Below are 15,980 nucleotides of genomic sequence, written 5' to 3'. Positions count from 1 at the left end.
CATGACCGTTGCCATTACCGATGTCGTCCTGCGCGACGCCCACCAGTCCCTGTTCGCCACCCGTCTGCGTCTCGACGATATGCTCCCCGTCGCCGCTCAGCTTGACGACGTCGGCTACCGCTCGCTGGAGTGCTGGGGCGGCGCCACCTTCGACGCCTGCATCCGCTTCCTCGGCGAGGACCCGTGGGTCCGCCTGCGCGAGCTGAAAAAGGCGATGCCGAAAACCCCGCTGCAGATGCTGCTCCGCGGCCAGAACCTGCTCGGCTACCGTCACTACGCCGACGACGTGGTCGAACGCTTCGTGGAGCGCGCCGTCAAAAACGGCATGGACGTCTTCCGCGTCTTCGACGCCATGAACGACCCGCGCAACATGCAGGCCGCCCTGCAGGCGGTCCGCAGCCACGGCGCCCACGCCCAGGGCACCCTGAGCTACACCACCAGCCCGGCCCACACCCTGCAGACCTGGCTCGACCTCACCGAACAGCTGCTGGAGACCGGCGTCGACTCCATCGCGATTAAAGACATGTCCGGCATTCTCACCCCCGGCGCCGCCTTTGAGCTGGTCAGCGAAATCAAAAAACGCTTTGCCGTCACCCTGCACCTGCACTGCCACGCCACCACCGGCATGGCGGAGATGGCCCTGCTGAAGGCCATTGAAGCCGGCGTCGACGGCGTCGATACCACCATCTCCTCGATGAGCGCCACCTACGGCCACCCGGCCACCGAGGCGCTGGTGGCCACCCTCGCCGGCACGCAATATGACACCGGGCTGGATATCCACAAGCTGGAGAGCATCGCGGCGTACTTCCGCGAAGTGCGTAAGAAGTACCACGCCTTCGAGGGCCAGCTGAAGGGCACCGACAGCCGTATCCTCGTCGCCCAGGTCCCGGGCGGGATGCTCACCAACCTCGAAAGCCAGCTGAAGCAGCAGAACGCCGCGGACAAACTCGACCAGGTACTGGCGGAAATCCCCCGCGTGCGCGAGGACCTCGGCTTCATCCCGCTGGTCACCCCGACCTCGCAGATTGTCGGCACCCAGGCGGTGCTCAACGTCCTGACCGGCGAGCGCTATAAAACCATCGCTAAAGAAACGGCGGGCATTCTGAAAGGTGAGTACGGCCACACGCCGGCGCCGGTGAACGCCGCCCTGCAGGCCCGCGTACTGGACGGCGCTGAAGCCATCACCTGCCGCCCGGCGGACCTGCTGAAGCCGGAGCTGGCGCAGCTGGAAGCCGATGTGAAGCACCAGGCGCAGGAGAAGAATATTCAGCTGGCGGAGAACGCCATCGACGACGTGCTCACCGTGGCCCTGTTCCCGCAGCCCGGCCTGAAGTTCCTCGAAAACCGCCATAACCCGGCGGCCTTTGAACCGCTGCCGCAGCTGGAAGCCGCGCAGCCGGTGGCAAAAGTCGGGCAGCCTGCCGCCTCCGGTATCTACACCGTGGAAGTGGAAGGCAAAGCCTTTGTGGTGAAGGTCAGCGACGGCGGCGACGTCAGCCAGCTGACGGCGGCCACCCCGTCTTCCGCACCGGTTCCTGCCGCCGCCCCGGCCGGCGCCGGCACCCCGGTCACCGCGCCGCTGGCGGGCACTATCTGGAAAGTGATTGCCGGCGAGGGTCAGAGCGTGGCCGAAGGCGACGTGCTGCTGATTCTGGAAGCCATGAAGATGGAAACCGAAATCCGCGCCGCTCATGCCGGGACCGTCCGCGGTATCGCGGTGAAAGCCGGCGATGCGGTGGCGGTCGGCGACACCCTGCTGCAGCTGGCGTAACGACGAGGAGCGGAAATGGAAAGTCTGAACGCCCTGATTCAGGGGATGGGGCTGATGCACCTGGGGTTCGGCCAGGCGGTGATGCTGCTGGTCAGCCTGCTGCTGCTCTGGCTGGCGATTGCGAAGAAGTTCGAGCCGCTGCTGCTGCTGCCGATTGGCTTCGGCGGCCTGCTGTCGAACATCCCGGAGGCCGGCCTGGCGCTGAGCGCCCTGGAGAGCCTGCTGGCCCACCACGACCCGGCGCAGCTGGCGGTGATTGCCGCGAAGCTCCACTGCGCGCCGGACGTCCACGCCATTAAGGAGGCGCTGGCCCTGGCCCTGCCGTCGGTGCAGGGGCAGATGGAGAGCCTGGCGGTAGACATGGGCTACTCCGCCGGGGTGCTGGCCATCTTCTATAAGGTGGCGATTGGCTCGGGCATCGCGCCGCTGGTGATTTTTATGGGCGTCGGGGCGATGACCGACTTCGGCCCGCTGCTGGCCAACCCGCGCACCCTGCTGCTGGGGGCGGCGGCGCAGTTCGGTATCTTCGCCACCGTCCTCGGGGCGCTGACGCTGAACTACTTCGGCCTGATTTCGTTCACCCTGCCGCAGGCGGCGGCCATCGGCATCATCGGCGGCGCCGACGGCCCGACGGCGATTTACCTGTCGGGCAAGCTGGCGCCGGAGCTGCTGGGGGCCATCGCGGTGGCCGCCTACTCCTACATGGCGCTGGTGCCGCTGATCCAGCCGCCGATCATGAAGGCGCTGACCACGGATAAGGAGCGGAAGATCCGCATGGTGCAGCTGCGTACGGTGAGTAAGCGGGAGAAGATCCTCTTCCCGGCGGTGCTGTTGCTGCTGGTGGCGCTCCTGCTGCCGGACGCCGCGCCGCTGCTGGGAATGTTCTGCTTCGGCAACCTGATGCGCGAGAGCGGGGTGGTGGAGCGGCTGAGCGATACGGTGCAGAACGCGCTGATCAACATCGTGACCATCTTCCTCGGGCTGTCGGTGGGGGCCAAGCTGGTGGCGGACAAGTTCCTGCAGCCGCAGACCCTGGGGATCCTGCTGCTGGGGGTGATCGCCTTCTGCGTGGGGACCGCCGCCGGGGTGCTGATGGCGAAGCTGCTGAACAGGTTCAGTAAGAACCCGATCAACCCGCTGATCGGTTCAGCCGGGGTGTCGGCGGTGCCGATGGCGGCCAGGGTGTCGAACAAGGTGGGTCTGGAAGCGGACGGGCAGAACTTCCTGCTGATGCACGCGATGGGCCCGAACGTGGCGGGGGTGATCGGCTCGGCGATCGCCGCCGGGGTGATGCTCAAGTACGTGCTGGCGATGTAGGCCGGCGTCCTCCCCGGAGGCGTGGCCGTTGCCCCGCCTCCGGGTCAGGATTAACAACGCCCTTTGCCATCGATCACTTTTCTGAAATTAGCGGTTCTGTGCGCCATCTGCGGGTTCTCGGGCCGCGAAACGGGGAAACTAATCATTTAATGTCTATTGGCGCTATGTATACCCGAAAAATCACCCACTGGTTTGCCAGGCGATCGTTTCAGAATCGCATCTTCCTGCTGATCTTATTCACCTCGACGATCGTTATGCTGGCGATGTCATGGTATCTGACCGACATTACCGAAGAGCGTCTGCATTACCAGGTCGGGCAGCGGGCGCTGATTCAGGCAATGCAGATTTCGGCGATGCCGGAGCTGGTCGAGGCGGTTCAGAAACGCGACCTCGCCAGAATCAAAGCGCTTATCGACCCCATGCGTTCGTTCTCCGACGCCACCTATATCACCGTCGGTGATGCTAGCGGCCAGCGCCTCTATCACGTCAACCCTGATGAAATCGGCAAATCAATGGAGGGCGGCGACAGCGATGAAGCACTATTAAACGCGAAAAGCTACGTGTCAGTGCGCAAAGGCTCGCTGGGTTCCTCGCTGCGCGGTAAATCACCGATTCAGGACGAGACCGGCAAGGTGATCGGCATTGTGTCGGTAGGCTATACCATTGAACAGTTAGAAAACTGGCTCAGCCTGCAGATAAGCTCGCTGCTGATCCCGATGGCGATCATGTTACTGCTCCTGCTCTACTGCGCCCGCCGCTTCTCGTTGCATATCAAAAAGCAGATGCTGAATATGGAACCCCAACAGCTGTCGCAGTTGTTGATCCAGCAAAGCGTATTGTTTGAATCCGTGTTCGAAGGGCTTATCGCCATCGACTCCCGTTACAAGATCACCGCGATTAATCAGACTGCCCGCCGGCTGCTCAACCTGAGCCAACCGGAAACGACGCTTATCGGTAAAGGGATCAGCAGCGTGATTTCGCAGGAGGCTTTCTTCTACGATGCGCCGCAGACCAATAAAAAAGACGAGATCGTCACCTTCAATCAGATCAAAGTGATCGCCAGCCGGATGGCGGTGATCTTAAATAATGAGCCACAGGGCTGGGTGATCAGCTTTCGTAGTAAAGACGATATCAACACCCTCAGCCTGCAGCTTAGCCAGGTACAACAATATGCCGATAACCTGCGCGCCGTGCAGCATGAGCATCGCAATCTGATCTCCACCATCGCCGGCCTGCTGTTTCTTAAACGCTACGATCATGCGCTGGATCTGATCCAACAGCAGTCGGAAAGTCACCAGAAGGTCATCGATTTTATCGCGCGTAACTTCCAGGACAACCACCTGGCCGGGCTGTTGATCGGCAAATATTACCGGGCCAAAGAGCTTGGACTTGAGCTGATTTTCGATCCAGCCTGCTTCGTCGACAGATTACCCACCGCCCTTTCTCACAACGAATGGATCTCGATCGTGGGGAATCTGCTTGATAACGCCTACAATGCCAGCCTGCAACAGCCGCAGGGCTCAAGGCAGATAGAGTGCCTGATCAACAGTGACGGCCACGAGGTGATTATCGAGGTCGCCGATCAGGGATGCGGCATTGACGAGACGCTGCGCGATCGGATCTTCGAGCGCGGCGTCACCAGCAGCGTCAGCAAAGATCATGGCATCGGACTCTGGCTGGTTCGCAGCTACGTGGAACAGGCAGGCGGCAGCATCGTCGTCGAAAATAACATTCCTTTTGGCACCATCTTTACTCTTTATATTCCCCTGACCCGAGATGAACATCATGGATAGCATCACCACTCTTATCGTTGAAGACGAACCTATGCTGGCGGAGATCCTGGTGGATAACATCAAACAGTTTCCCCAGTTCGACGTCATTGGCATTGCGGATAAACTCGAGAGCGCCAGGAAACAACTCAGACTGTATCAACCGCAGTTGATCCTGCTGGATAATTTCTTACCTGACGGCAAAGGTATCGACCTGATCCGCCATGCGGTCAGTACCCATTACAAGGGGCGGATTATCTTTATTACCGCTGATAATCATATGGATACCATCAGCGAAGCACTGCGCCTGGGGGTGTTCGACTATCTGATTAAGCCGGTGCACTATCAGCGCCTGCAGCACACCCTGGAGCGCTTCGCTCGCTATCGCAGCTCGCTGCGTTCCAGCGAACAGGCCAGCCAGATCCACGTCGATGCGCTGTTTAATATTCAGGCTCGGGAACAGACGGAACCGGCCAGCGCACCGCTACGCGGAATCGATGAAAGCACCTTTCAGCGCGTACTCCAGCTGTTTGCCGACCCGGCGGTGGTGCATACCGCCGACTCGCTGGCGCGTATCCTTGGCAGCAGCAAAACCACCGCCCGCCGTTATCTGGAACAAGGGGTGAAGAACGACTTTCTGGAAGCGGAAATCAGCTACGGCAAGGTTGGTCGACCGGAGCGTATTTATCGCGGCAAACAGACCTCCCCTGAGCAGGTCTGAAACGTTTACGCCAGGGAATAGCTGACCACCAGCTGCCCCTTCTTCATCTTAATCTGACTGATAAGAATGTCGCCCAGTTCCGCCAGGCGGGCGACATGTGTGCCACCGCAGGGATAGGCGGGCAGTTCGCCAAACCCCACCATGCGCAAACCCTCAGCGAAGATCACCTGACGCGGGAGGTCCTGCGCCTGCCATGCCTTCACCTGGCTCAGCAGCGCGCTGGCGTCGGGTATCACGGCGTGGTTCCCGCCGGTGAAAGCGATCCGCCCCTCGCCAGGCCAGTGGTGCGCTTTCACCGGTTGCCAGCCAAGCTGTTCGCCCGCCAGGCCAAGCAGGTGGCCGGCGGAATGCAGGCGGGCATACAGTTGTCTCGCGGAGGCATCTATTCTCATCTCCACTTCACCGAGGGGAAGCGGTTGCGACAGAATATGCAGCACGCTGTCGCCACGCACAATAACCGTCTCAACGGCCTGACCAGCTATCCAGCCGCGATCCGCCGGTTGACCGCCCCCTTGCGGGTGAAACAGCGTCCGATCCAGTTCGATGGCGTAGCGGCCATCCGCTTCCGCAGTGCAGGCGATGATCTGGGCGCGCCCATCGGTAGCGTCGCTGGTGTAATAAACCCGTTCAGTCATAGTGATTCTCCTCTCTGTCCGCCCAGTATATTATTAATACCGACAGCGATAATCCTATCACCCGCCAATGCACTCTTGCTCCGGGAGCACAAATGAATCTCAGCCTCCTGCCCGACCTTGCCCTTTTCGTCCAGATCGTCGACCAGGGCAGCTTCTCCGCCGTCGCCCGCCAGAGCGGCATTACCCCTTCCGCCGTTAGCCGCAGCGTGTCGCGGCTGGAGCGAGAGATGGGCTGCAAACTGCTGCAGCGTACCACCCGCAAGCTGCGTCTGAGCGATGCCGGGGAAACGGTGTATCAGCATGCCCAGCAGATGCTGGAAGCGGCGCGACAGGCGATGGATTCCGCCGGCAGTCGCCAAACGGTCGCCCAGGGAAAGCTGACGCTCAGCGTACCGAAAGCCGTCGGCCGCTTCGTGATCCATCCGCTGATGATGGCGTTTTTTCAGCGTTACCCGCAGGTTGACGTCTGCCTGCGGCTGGAAGATCGCTCTCTGGATTTTATCGATGACGGTATCGATCTGGCGTTACGCATCACCGATACCCCCTCGCCCGGTCTGCATGGCAAACCGTTGATGCCAGTCACGCACGTTATCTGCGCCACTGAGGCCTATTTACAGCGCCACGGTATGCCGCGCACGCCGCAGGAACTGCGCGCGCACAGCTGCATCAGCCTTGGCGAAACGCCCGCCGACGCGCGCTGGAAGTTCCGTCGGGAAGGGAGAACCGAAACGGTGCAAACATACGGGCGGTACGCCGCCAACCATACCGCCGTGCGCCTCGACGCGGTCAGACAGCATTTAGGGATCGGCAGCCTGCCGCTGTTCACCGCCCGCGAGGCGCTGGCGAATGGCGACATCGTGCAGGTGCTGCCCGAATGGGAATTTATCAGCAGCTACTCTGGCGATCTGTGGCTGCTCTGGACGGGAGATAAGCATATGCCCGCCAGAATGCGGGCGATGATTGATTATCTCAGCGAGACGGTGCCGACGCTGAACGCAGGCAGCATAGCGCCAGCGAAATAACCGCAAACCACGGAATGATAATCCCCAGCACGAACCAGAGCCCGGAGCGGCCGATATCATGCATCCGCCGGCAGCCGATCGCCAGCAGAGGGAGAGTCATCAGCAGCAACCACAGCGCAGCAAAGGGAATAACAACAAAACTGAGGATGCCGTATTGAGGGTTAATGCTGGTTGCCAGCCACCAGACGGCCAGCGGCGCGCTGGCGATCAGTAGATTGATAAGAAAAAACGTCCAGAACTGCTGTCGGCTGGCCCGGCCGCTAAAATTAAAGGTCTCTTTCCAGCCGCTTAAATACGCCTGTCCATAGGTCATCACTTCTCTCCTTGAAGATTGGGTGAGTATTACGGCGCCAGGGCGATCACCTCCGCCGCCCAGCGCTGAAACCCTTCGACATCGATATCCAGCGCCACCTGGGCATTGGCCGGCTGGCCCAGTCGCCCTTCGATATCCACCACCGTGGCGCCGGCGGTCCAGGTTCCCTGCGTCTCCACCGCCACAAAACACGGCTGTAGGGTGAACAGTTCCGGGCGGACCAGCCAGGCGATAGCGCAGAGATCGTGCATTCTCAGACCACTGCTCATACTGCCGCTGCGATAGTGGCTAAACAGCGCATGGAGCATTTTACCGGTCTGATTCAGCGTCGGCAGGGTCGCCAGATAATCCGCCGTCAGCAGCGCCCGATTGGTGACGTCCAGTCCGCACATGACAATCTCCAGCCCGCTGTGGAAGACTTTCGCGGCGGCTTCCGGGTCGATGGCAATATTGAATTCGGCATTCGGCGTAAAGTTGCCCCGGCCCGCCGAGCCGCCCATGATCACCAGCCGGCGAATGTTGAACACGCATTCGGGATACTGGGTCAGCAGCAGCGCAATATTGGTTAATGGGCCAATCGCCACCAGAGTGATCGGCTCGGCAGCATGCATCAGCGCATCGCGGATCGCCTGGAAGGCCGGCTTCGCCAGCGGCTGCCGGTGATGCTCAACAAAGTCATACCCTTCCATACCGGATTCGCCATGCACCGAGGCGGCATCGCGCAGGGGACGCACCAGCGGCATCGAGGCGCCCTGCGCCAGCGGCACATCGGCATGCCAGAAGTGCAGCAGCTGCAGCGCATTACGGGTCGTCTTCTCTACCGAGACATTGCCCGCCACGGTGGTCATCAGCTGCAGATCCAGCTCAGGGGCGAACAGCGCCGCGGCAATAGCGGCAGCATCGTCGATGCCCGGGTCTGTATCAAGAATGATCGGTAAGCGCATGGTTTCTCCCTAAAAAAAATGCCAGACGTTAAGTCTGGCATCTTCTCATACTGCTGACGGAAAGAACTTACTCTACTTCACGGACATCCACACGCAGCTCTTTCGGCACTTCAAAGACGATATTCTCTTCCCGGCCTTCCAGCGGTACGGCTTCGCCGCCGCCCAGCTCCTGCAGGCGGGTAATGACGTTCTGCACCAGAATATCCGGCGCCGACGCGCCCGCCGTCACGCCGACGCAGGCCGCATCCTTGACCCACGCTTCCTGAATATCGGAGGCATCGTCAATCAGGTAAGCCGCCTTACCCATCCGCTGCGCCAGTTCGGCGAGGCGGTTTGAGTTGGAGGAGTTTTTCGAACCAACCACCAGCACCACGTCAGCCTGCTCCGCCAGCGCGCGCACCGCTTCCTGACGGTTAGTGGTGGCATAACAAATGTCGTCTTTGCGCGGGCCGACGATTTTCGGGAAACGCGCGCGCAGCGCGTCAATCACATCAGAGGTATCGTCCACCGAGAGGGTGGTCTGGGTCATAAACGACAGCCGGGCGTCGTTTTTGACTTCCAGCTTGAGAACGTCTTCCGGCGACTCGACCAGGTACATGCCCCCTTGCGGGTTATTGTACTGCCCCATAGTGCCTTCGACTTCCGGGTGTCCGGCATGGCCGATCAGAATCGACTCTTCGCCACGGCGGCTGGCGCGGGCGACTTCCATATGCACTTTCGTCACCAGCGGACAGGTGGCGTCGAACACCGTCAGATCGCGGCTCTTCGCTTCATTCCGTACCGCCTGCGATACGCCGTGAGCGGAGAAGATCAGGATCGCGCCATCCGGTACTTCGCTGATCTGTTCGATAAAAATGGCGCCGCGCTTACGCAGGCTATCCACCACATAGCGGTTATGCACCACTTCATGACGAACATAGATCGGCGCGCCGTACAGCGTCAGCGCGTTTTCTACAATGCTGATAGCGCGGTCAACGCCAGCGCAAAAGCCGCGCGGGTTAGCCAACAGGATCTGCATGTTAATCCTCCAGCGCCGGATCGATCTCCAGCACTTCAATATCAAAATGAACGGTGCGCCCGGCCAGCGGATGGTTGAAGTCGACGGTGATGGAATCGCCGTTCACTTCACGGATCACGCCAGGCATTTCGCTGCCATCCATTGCGGTAAAGAGCATAATCGCGCCGATCTCCGGCTCGCCGGCGTCGATAAACTCGCGGCGAGAGAAATACTGAATCAGGTCCGGGCTCGGGACGCCAAATGCGGCGTCAGGCTCCAGCGAAAAGGCCTTTTTCTCGCCCTCTTTCAGACCAAGAAGCTGTTGCTCCAGCCCCTCAGACAGGGAGGTGTCGCCGAGGCGAAACAGCGCCGGTTTGCCATTGTTACGGGTGGACTCGGCGGTGGATCCATCGTCCAGCTTCAGCGTGAAGTGAACGAGAACCGCGCTGTTGCTCTGTACGGATTTAGACATGCAAATTGCTCGCTTGTTTTCGGTCACCTGTTGGCCGGAGGCGCTACGCTTACCGGGCGACGGGAGACCACACATTCTGTAGGCCGGGCTGGCGTGGCGCCACCCGGCATTAACATTTACGCCTGCTCTTTTGCGGTCGGTTTCGGCAGGAAGCCTTCCAGCACAATCATCGCCGCGCCGATGCAGATAGCGCTATCGGCGAGGTTGAAAGTGGCGAAGTGCCAGTCGCCGACGTAGAAGTCGATCATATCGACCACAAAGCCGTGCCACAGGCGATCGAACAAGTTGCCCAGCGCGCCGCCGATAATCAGGGCGTAGGCAATATTGTTCAGCTTTTGCGTCGCCTTCGAACGGTACATCAGCACCGTCAGCACCACGCAAATGCCGATGGCGATCCCGGAAAAGAACCAGCGCTGCCAGCCGCCGCTGTCGGCGAGGAAGCTAAAGGCCGCGCCATAGTTGCGGGCATAATGCAGATTAAGCGACGGGAACAGCGGAACCGTCTCCCCCAGAGCGAAGTTCTGGAGGATCAGGAATTTGCTGCCCAGATCGATAATCAGCACGGCTACGACCACCCACAGCCAGCGTAGCCCCGTTGAACAGATCGATTTACTCATCAGGCGAATTTACGTTGCTCGCCGTCACCGGCGACGTTGCTCACACAGCGTCCGCAGATTTCCGCGTGTTCCGCCACCTTGCCGATATCGGTGGTGTAATGCCAGCAGCGCGGGCATTTCTCACCTTCAGCTTTGCTCAATGCGACTTTCAGCCCTTTGAGCAGTTCGCTCTGCTGGGCATCAGCAGGCGCGCTCGCATAGTCTGCGACGTTCGCCCCGGAGGTCAACAGGACAAATCGCAATTCATCGCCCAGCGCGTTGAGCTTAGCGGCCAGATCGGCATCAGCATACAGCGTCACCGAGGCTTCCAGCGAGCCGCCGACTTTCTTATCCGCACGCGCCTGTTCAATCACTTTGTTGACTTCGCCACGGACTTTTAGCAGCTCATCCCAGAAGCCGTCATTCATCGCTTCGTCGTCGGCCAGACCGAAGAGACCTTGATACCATTCGCCGGTAAAGACGTATTTCTCACGCTCGCCCGGCAGGTAACCCCAGATTTCGTCCGCGGTGAAGGACATGATCGGCGCCATCCAGCGCACCAGCGCTTCCACGATGTGGAACAGCGCGGTCTGGCAACTGCGACGTGCCACGCTGTCCGCCCTGGCGGTGTACTGACGGTCTTTGATGATGTCGAGGTAGAACGAGCCCATCTCAATGGAGCAGAAGCGCATCAGGCGCTGCACCACTTCGTGGAAGTCGTAGGATTCGTAGGCTTTCAGGATATCTTCCTGTGCCGCCTGCGCGCAGCCGACCGCCCAGCGATCCAGCACCACCATCTCTTCCGGTTTGACCATGTCTTTTGCCGGATCGAAACCGTTCAGGTTGGCCAGCAGGAAGCGCGCGGTGTTACGGATACGACGATAGCTGTCCGCGGCGCGTTTGAGGATCTCGTCAGAAACCGCCATTTCGCCAGTGTAGTCGGTGGAAGCCACCCACAGGCGCAGGATATCGGCGCCCAGCTTGTTCATCACGTCCTGCGGGCTAACGGTGTTGCCGATAGACTTGGACATTTTGCGGCCCTGACCATCGACGGTGAAGCCGTGGGTCAGTACCTGACGATATGGCGCTTTGCCTTTCATCGCCGTGGAAATCATCAGAGAGGACATGAACCAGCCGCGATGCTGGTCGGAGCCTTCCAGATACATATCGGCGGCGTGACCGGCGAATTCCGGACGCACGTCAACCACGGAAGAGTGGGTCGACCCGGAGTCAAACCAGACGTCGAGGGTATCCGGCACTTTCTCGTAGCTGTCAGCGTCATCGCCAAGGATGTCGCGGGAATCGAGATCCCACCATGCCTGGATGCCGTCGACTTCAACACGCTTCGCGACTTCTTCCATCAGCTCAAGGGTACGCGGGTGCAGTTCGTGAGTTTCTTTATGCACGAACAGCGACATCGGCACGCCCCAGGTACGCTGACGGGAGATGCACCAGTCAGGACGGTTGGCGACCATCGATTCGATACGCGCCTGGCCCCAGTCCGGGATCCATTGCACGCCTTTGATCTCTTTAAGGGACTGCGCGCGCAGACCTTTCTGATCCATGCTCACGAACCACTGCGGGGTGGCGCGGAAGATGATTGGCGACTTGTGTCGCCAGCAGCACGGATAGCTGTGCTGCATTTTTTCCACATGCAGCAGCGCGCCGCGCTCTCGCAGCATCTCAACGATGATATCGTTGGCTTTGAAGACGTTGATACCGTCCAGAGACGGATAGGTGCCTGGCAGATAAGCCCCGTCCGGGCCAACCGGGTTAGCGATTTCCAGACCGTATTTCTGGCTGATCGTGTAATCGTCCGGACCGTGGCCGCCGGCGGTATGCACCGCACCGGTACCGGCATCCAGCGTCACGTGGTCGCCAAGGATCGCCGGCACGTCGAAATCGAGGAACGGGTGCTGGAAACGCATCAGTTCAAGCTCGGCGCCGTTCACCGCCGCCAGGATGGTGTAATCGGCCGCGCCAACGCGCTTCATCACGCTCTCAACGAGGTCTTTCGCCAGGATCAGCGCCTGGCCGTCCACCTGCACCAGCGCATAGTCGAACTCTGGCGACAGGGAGATGGCGCGGTTAGCCGGCAGGGTCCACGGGGTGGTGGTCCAGATAACCAGCGACACCGGGCCGTTGACGTCGGCGACGCCGAATTTCGCCAGCACCGCGGCTTTATCTACCGCGTGGAACGCTACGTCGATGGATGGAGAAGTCTTGTCGTAATACTCCACTTCCGCTTCCGCCAGCGCGGAACGGCAGTCTACGCACCAGTGCACCGGCTTGGCGCCTTTATGCAGGTGACCGTTGCCGATGATTTTACCCAGCGCGCGAATGATGTTGGCTTCGGTTTTGAAGTCCATGGTCAGATACGGATGCGACCAGTCGCCCAGCACGCCGAGACGGATGAAATCTTTACGCTGACCCTCGATCTGCAGAGCGGCATATTCGCGGCACTTGGCGCGGAATTCTGCGGCGGTGAACTTCTCGCCCGGCTTGCCGTATTCCTGCTCTACTTTCAGCTCGATCGGCAGACCGTGGCAGTCCCAGCCCGGAACGTAAGGCGAGTCATAGCCCGTCAGTCCTTTGGACTTAACGATAATATCTTTCAGAATCTTGTTAACCGAGTGACCAATATGAATACTGCCATTCGCATAAGGAGGGCCATCATGCAGAATGAAGGTTTTTTTGCCTTTTTTGGCTGCACGAATGATGCCGTACAGGTCATCATCGGTCCAACGCGCCAGCATTCCCGGTTCGCGTTTGGCGAGGTCGCCACGCATAGGGAACCCTGTTTCCGGCAAATTCAGGGTCGATTTATAGTCACTCATCAGATTCTCGGTTCCGTATTTCGGTTTGATAAACACCAGTGGCTCAGGCCTGGCTGGTCAGCCCAAATAATTCGCGGGCCGTTAACTCATCACGTGCGATTTGCGCCTTCAGCTCGTCGAGCGACGCAAACCGCTGCTCATTACGTATCTTTTTACGCAGTACTACATTGATATGGCGACCGTAGAGGTCCATTACAACGTCCAACAGATGCACTTCGAGCTGCTGACGCACGCCCGCTACCGTTGGACGGGTGCCAATATTGGCGACGCCGGCGATCGGTTTGTCGCCCAGCCCTGTCACTTCTACCGCATAGACCCCTTTAACCGGGGAAACCTGACGACGCAGCGGTAAGTTCGCCGTCGGAAAACCTATGGTACGGCCCAGTTCGTCGCCATGCACGACGCGTCCGGAAATGCTAAACGGATGGCCGAGCAGCGTCTCCGCCAGCAGGAGATCGTCATCGGCCAGCGCCTGACGCACCGCCGTGCTGCTGATTCGCACCCCGCCTTCGCAGAAGGTTTGGGTGCTGGTGACGTCGAAGCCGTATTCCGCCCCCGCCTTTTGTAATAACAAGAAATCCCCCTGGCGACCAGCGCCAAAGCGGAAATCGTCACCGACGGCAAGGAACTGCACGCCCAGGCGGCGCACCAGCAGTTCGCTGATAAAATCCTGCGCCGTCAGCGCGGCGAACCGGCGGTCGAAGCGAACGCAAAGCACATAGTCGACCCCGCTTTCAGCCAGATGGCTCAGCTTTTCACGCAGGCGGGTCAACCGCGCCGGGGCTTTATCGGCGGCAAAGAGCTCGAGCGGCTGGGGTTCGAAAATCATCACCACCACCGGTAAACCGCGCTGGCGGCCCTCTTCGCGCAAGCGCTGCAGCAGCGCCTGATGCCCACGATGCACGCCGTCAAAATTGCCAATGGTCAGCACGCACCCGTGCGGGGCCTGACTGAGATTATGTATGCCGCGTATCAGCTTCATGTCTGGCTCAAAACAGTGAAAATCGTCCGAGTATACCTTGTACAACTGTCAACGTTAACCAGCGATTGCTCCTCGGCAACGAAAGTTCTCAGGAATTCATTCACTCAGCGCGAGTCAGCGGGAAAACCGCCCGCCCCCGGCGATTTTTATGGTGGAAAAGCTGTATTCGCCTGCGACAAGCTGGTAGAATCTTGCGCCATCACTACGTAATGAAGCGCTGTGGTGTTAAACGGCGCTTATTTGCACAAATCCATTGACAAAAGAAGGCTAAACGGGCATATTCCTCGGCCTTTGAATTGTCCATATAGAACACATTTGGGAGTTGGACCTTGGCTAATATCAAATCAGCTAAGAAGCGCGCCGTTCAGTCTGAAAAGGCTCGCAAGCACAACGCTAGCCGTCGCTCTATGATGCGTACTTTCATCAAGAAAGTATACGCAGCTATCGAAGCTGGCGACAAAGCTGCTGCACAAAAAGCATTTAACGAAATGCAACCGATCGTGGACCGTCAGGCTGCTAAAGGTCTGATCCACAAAAACAAAGCTGCGCGTCATAAGGCTAACCTGACCGCTCAGATCAACAAACTGGCTTAATCGCTGCTTGTTGTCGCTTTGTGAAAAAACCCGCGAAAGCGGGTTTTTTTATGCCTGTCATCTTTCCCGTCCTGGCGCGACCTGAGCCACGCCAGCCCACGCTTTCCGGCTATCTGGGTTCAGTAAACAGCGACGAATAATCGCGATTGCAGATGCGCTGTACCGCCGGATGCTGAATCATCCGTTCGGCGAAAATGGCGTGATACTCCTCCATCACGCTATCCATGCGGCCAATTTCGACAATCGATTCATCATGGTAGAAATCATGCGCGTAGAGCGTCGGCGCGACAAAAATCGCATTATGCGCGGCGCCGAAGGCTTTCATGAGCGCCGCGTCGTCAAACTCGCCGAGGATCTCCACCTTCAGCCCCTGCACGTTAATCCAGTTCAGCAGCTTACGTCCCAGCATTGAGCGTCGACCAGGGATCAGCAGCCGTCGCTCTTCAAGACAGGCCGGGAACGGCTTCATTGGCGCCGGGTTCATGCACCAGAAGCTGACGCTGCACTCGCCAATCTTCACCGAAAACAGCCCTTCCTGCTGCGTCGAGTCGATCGGGCAGTCAGAGATAATCATATCGAGCTTATGCTGGCTCAGCTGCTCCAGCAGCAGCTCATGGGTGGATTCAAAACAGCGCAGATGGATCTGCTCGCTTTCGACAACGGCGGCATCCAGTACGCCGCTGACCAGCCGTTTCGATAGCGCATCGGCCACGCCGACGTCAAACAGCAGATTCGACTCTTTGCGGTAGTTGACGATGTCGAGCATCTCCTGGCTCAGGGTAAACATCCGGTCGGCATAGCGAAAGACCAGCTCCCCGAGCTCGCTCGGCTCCAGCCCTCTTCCCTTGCGCTTAAATAACTTACCCTGCAGACGCTCCTCCAGCGCTTTGATCTGCCCGGTAATGGTCTGCGGCGTCAGAAACAGCGCCTCCGCCGCGCCCACGACAGACCCTTCTTTATAGACGTGCCAGAAGTAGTACAGATGGTTGTAGTTGATATGTGACATGCTTC

15 protein-coding genes and 1 pseudogene are annotated in these 15,980 nt (G+C 59.4%); 6 read left to right on the top strand and 10 right to left on the bottom strand.

All coding sequences use genetic code 11. The features are described from left to right. The first annotated feature begins 1 nt into the window (after nucleotide 1). The 4 genes from oadA to ABLU95_RS15250 all read left to right on the top strand — a co-directional run bounded on the left by oadA (nucleotide 2) and on the right by ABLU95_RS15250 (nucleotide 5,578). Nucleotides 2-1,771: a sodium-extruding oxaloacetate decarboxylase subunit alpha gene (gene oadA / locus ABLU95_RS15265; RefSeq protein WP_348879891.1), complete on the top strand. Its 1,770-nt coding sequence runs from the start codon at nucleotides 2-4 to the stop codon at nucleotides 1,769-1,771. 15 nt (nucleotides 1,772-1,786) lie between these two features. Continuing rightward, a complete protein-coding gene (locus ABLU95_RS15260; protein ID WP_023291143.1) occupies nucleotides 1,787-3,088 on the top strand; it encodes an oxaloacetate decarboxylase subunit beta in 1,302 nt (433 codons plus the stop codon). Nucleotides 3,089-3,252: 164 nt separating this feature from the next. Continuing rightward, the gene (locus ABLU95_RS15255; protein WP_048296653.1) at nucleotides 3,253-4,881 is read left to right on the top strand and encodes a sensor histidine kinase; all 1,629 of its coding nucleotides are present in this window, start codon (nucleotides 3,253-3,255) and stop codon (nucleotides 4,879-4,881) included. After that, on the top strand, nucleotides 4,874-5,578 hold the full coding sequence (locus tag ABLU95_RS15250; RefSeq protein ID WP_048296651.1) for a response regulator: 705 nt from the start codon (nucleotides 4,874-4,876) through the stop codon (nucleotides 5,576-5,578). The genes ABLU95_RS15255 and ABLU95_RS15250 overlap by 8 nt, the downstream gene beginning before the upstream one ends. A 5-nt stretch (nucleotides 5,579-5,583) precedes the next feature. Here the strand turns inward: ABLU95_RS15250 and ABLU95_RS15245 are convergent, their stop codons facing one another. Next, nucleotides 5,584-6,213: an alanyl-tRNA editing protein gene (locus tag ABLU95_RS15245; RefSeq protein ID WP_348879889.1), complete on the bottom strand. Its 630-nt coding sequence runs from the start codon at nucleotides 6,211-6,213 to the stop codon at nucleotides 5,584-5,586. 92 nt (nucleotides 6,214-6,305) lie between these two features. Here ABLU95_RS15245 and ABLU95_RS15240 point away from each other — a divergent pair, with 92 nt between their 5' ends. Then, the gene (locus ABLU95_RS15240; RefSeq protein WP_218810383.1) at nucleotides 6,306-7,235 is read left to right on the top strand and encodes a LysR family transcriptional regulator; all 930 of its coding nucleotides are present in this window, start codon (nucleotides 6,306-6,308) and stop codon (nucleotides 7,233-7,235) included. On the opposite strand, the gene ABLU95_RS15235 is transcribed toward ABLU95_RS15240, so the two are convergent. From ABLU95_RS15235 to ABLU95_RS15200, 8 genes and pseudogenes are all read right to left on the bottom strand, one after another. Further along, on the bottom strand, nucleotides 7,183-7,548 hold the full coding sequence (locus tag ABLU95_RS15235) for a DUF805 domain-containing protein (protein WP_065882783.1): 366 nt from the start codon (nucleotides 7,546-7,548) through the stop codon (nucleotides 7,183-7,185). The genes ABLU95_RS15240 and ABLU95_RS15235 overlap by 53 nt on opposite strands. 29 nt (nucleotides 7,549-7,577) lie before the next feature. After that, entirely contained in the window at nucleotides 7,578-8,492 is a 915-nt protein-coding gene (gene rihC / locus ABLU95_RS15230; RefSeq protein ID WP_065882784.1) for a ribonucleoside hydrolase RihC, read from the bottom strand. 67 nt (nucleotides 8,493-8,559) lie between these two features. Continuing rightward, nucleotides 8,560-9,510, bottom strand: coding sequence for a 4-hydroxy-3-methylbut-2-enyl diphosphate reductase (gene ispH, locus ABLU95_RS15225; RefSeq protein ID WP_002887979.1), 951 nt, complete (start codon nucleotides 9,508-9,510; stop codon nucleotides 8,560-8,562). A 1-nt stretch (nucleotide 9,511) separates the two neighbouring features. After that, the gene (gene fkpB / locus ABLU95_RS15220) at nucleotides 9,512-9,961 is read right to left on the bottom strand and encodes an FKBP-type peptidyl-prolyl cis-trans isomerase (protein ID WP_023291927.1); all 450 of its coding nucleotides are present in this window, start codon (nucleotides 9,959-9,961) and stop codon (nucleotides 9,512-9,514) included. Between the two features lie 116 nt (nucleotides 9,962-10,077). Continuing rightward, a complete protein-coding gene (gene lspA / locus ABLU95_RS15215; protein WP_023291926.1) occupies nucleotides 10,078-10,578 on the bottom strand; it encodes a signal peptidase II in 501 nt (166 codons plus the stop codon). Beyond that, a complete protein-coding gene (gene ileS / locus ABLU95_RS15210) occupies nucleotides 10,578-13,394 on the bottom strand; it encodes an isoleucine--tRNA ligase (RefSeq protein ID WP_044525330.1) in 2,817 nt (938 codons plus the stop codon). The genes lspA and ileS overlap by 1 nt, the downstream gene beginning before the upstream one ends. 43 nt (nucleotides 13,395-13,437) lie before the next feature. Further along, nucleotides 13,438-14,376 carry a bifunctional riboflavin kinase/FAD synthetase gene (gene ribF, locus ABLU95_RS15205; protein WP_218810384.1) on the bottom strand — a complete coding sequence of 313 codons (939 nt, stop codon included), beginning with the start codon at nucleotides 14,374-14,376 and terminating at the stop codon, nucleotides 13,438-13,440. 7 nt (nucleotides 14,377-14,383) lie between these two features. After that, nucleotides 14,384-14,589: pseudogene (locus tag ABLU95_RS15200) on the bottom strand (DUF2575 domain-containing protein); the annotation flags it as partial. Nucleotides 14,590-14,705: 116 nt separating this feature from the next. Between ABLU95_RS15200 and rpsT the strand changes: the two are divergent. Next, a complete protein-coding gene (gene rpsT, locus ABLU95_RS15195; RefSeq protein ID WP_002887965.1) occupies nucleotides 14,706-14,969 on the top strand; it encodes a 30S ribosomal protein S20 in 264 nt (87 codons plus the stop codon). A 109-nt stretch (nucleotides 14,970-15,078) separates the two neighbouring features. Here the strand turns inward: rpsT and nhaR are convergent, their stop codons facing one another. Continuing rightward, the gene (nhaR, locus tag ABLU95_RS15190) at nucleotides 15,079-15,975 is read right to left on the bottom strand and encodes a transcriptional activator NhaR (protein WP_023291923.1); all 897 of its coding nucleotides are present in this window, start codon (nucleotides 15,973-15,975) and stop codon (nucleotides 15,079-15,081) included. Nucleotides 15,976-15,980 lie beyond the last annotated feature (5 nt).

The organism is Klebsiella sp. GG_Kp146, from assembly GCF_040061975.1.
Lineage (GTDB): Bacteria > Pseudomonadota > Gammaproteobacteria > Enterobacterales > Enterobacteriaceae > Klebsiella > Klebsiella quasipneumoniae.
The sequence above is the reverse complement of the archived record's forward strand: the minus strand, read 5'-3'. Positions and strand labels throughout refer to the sequence as shown.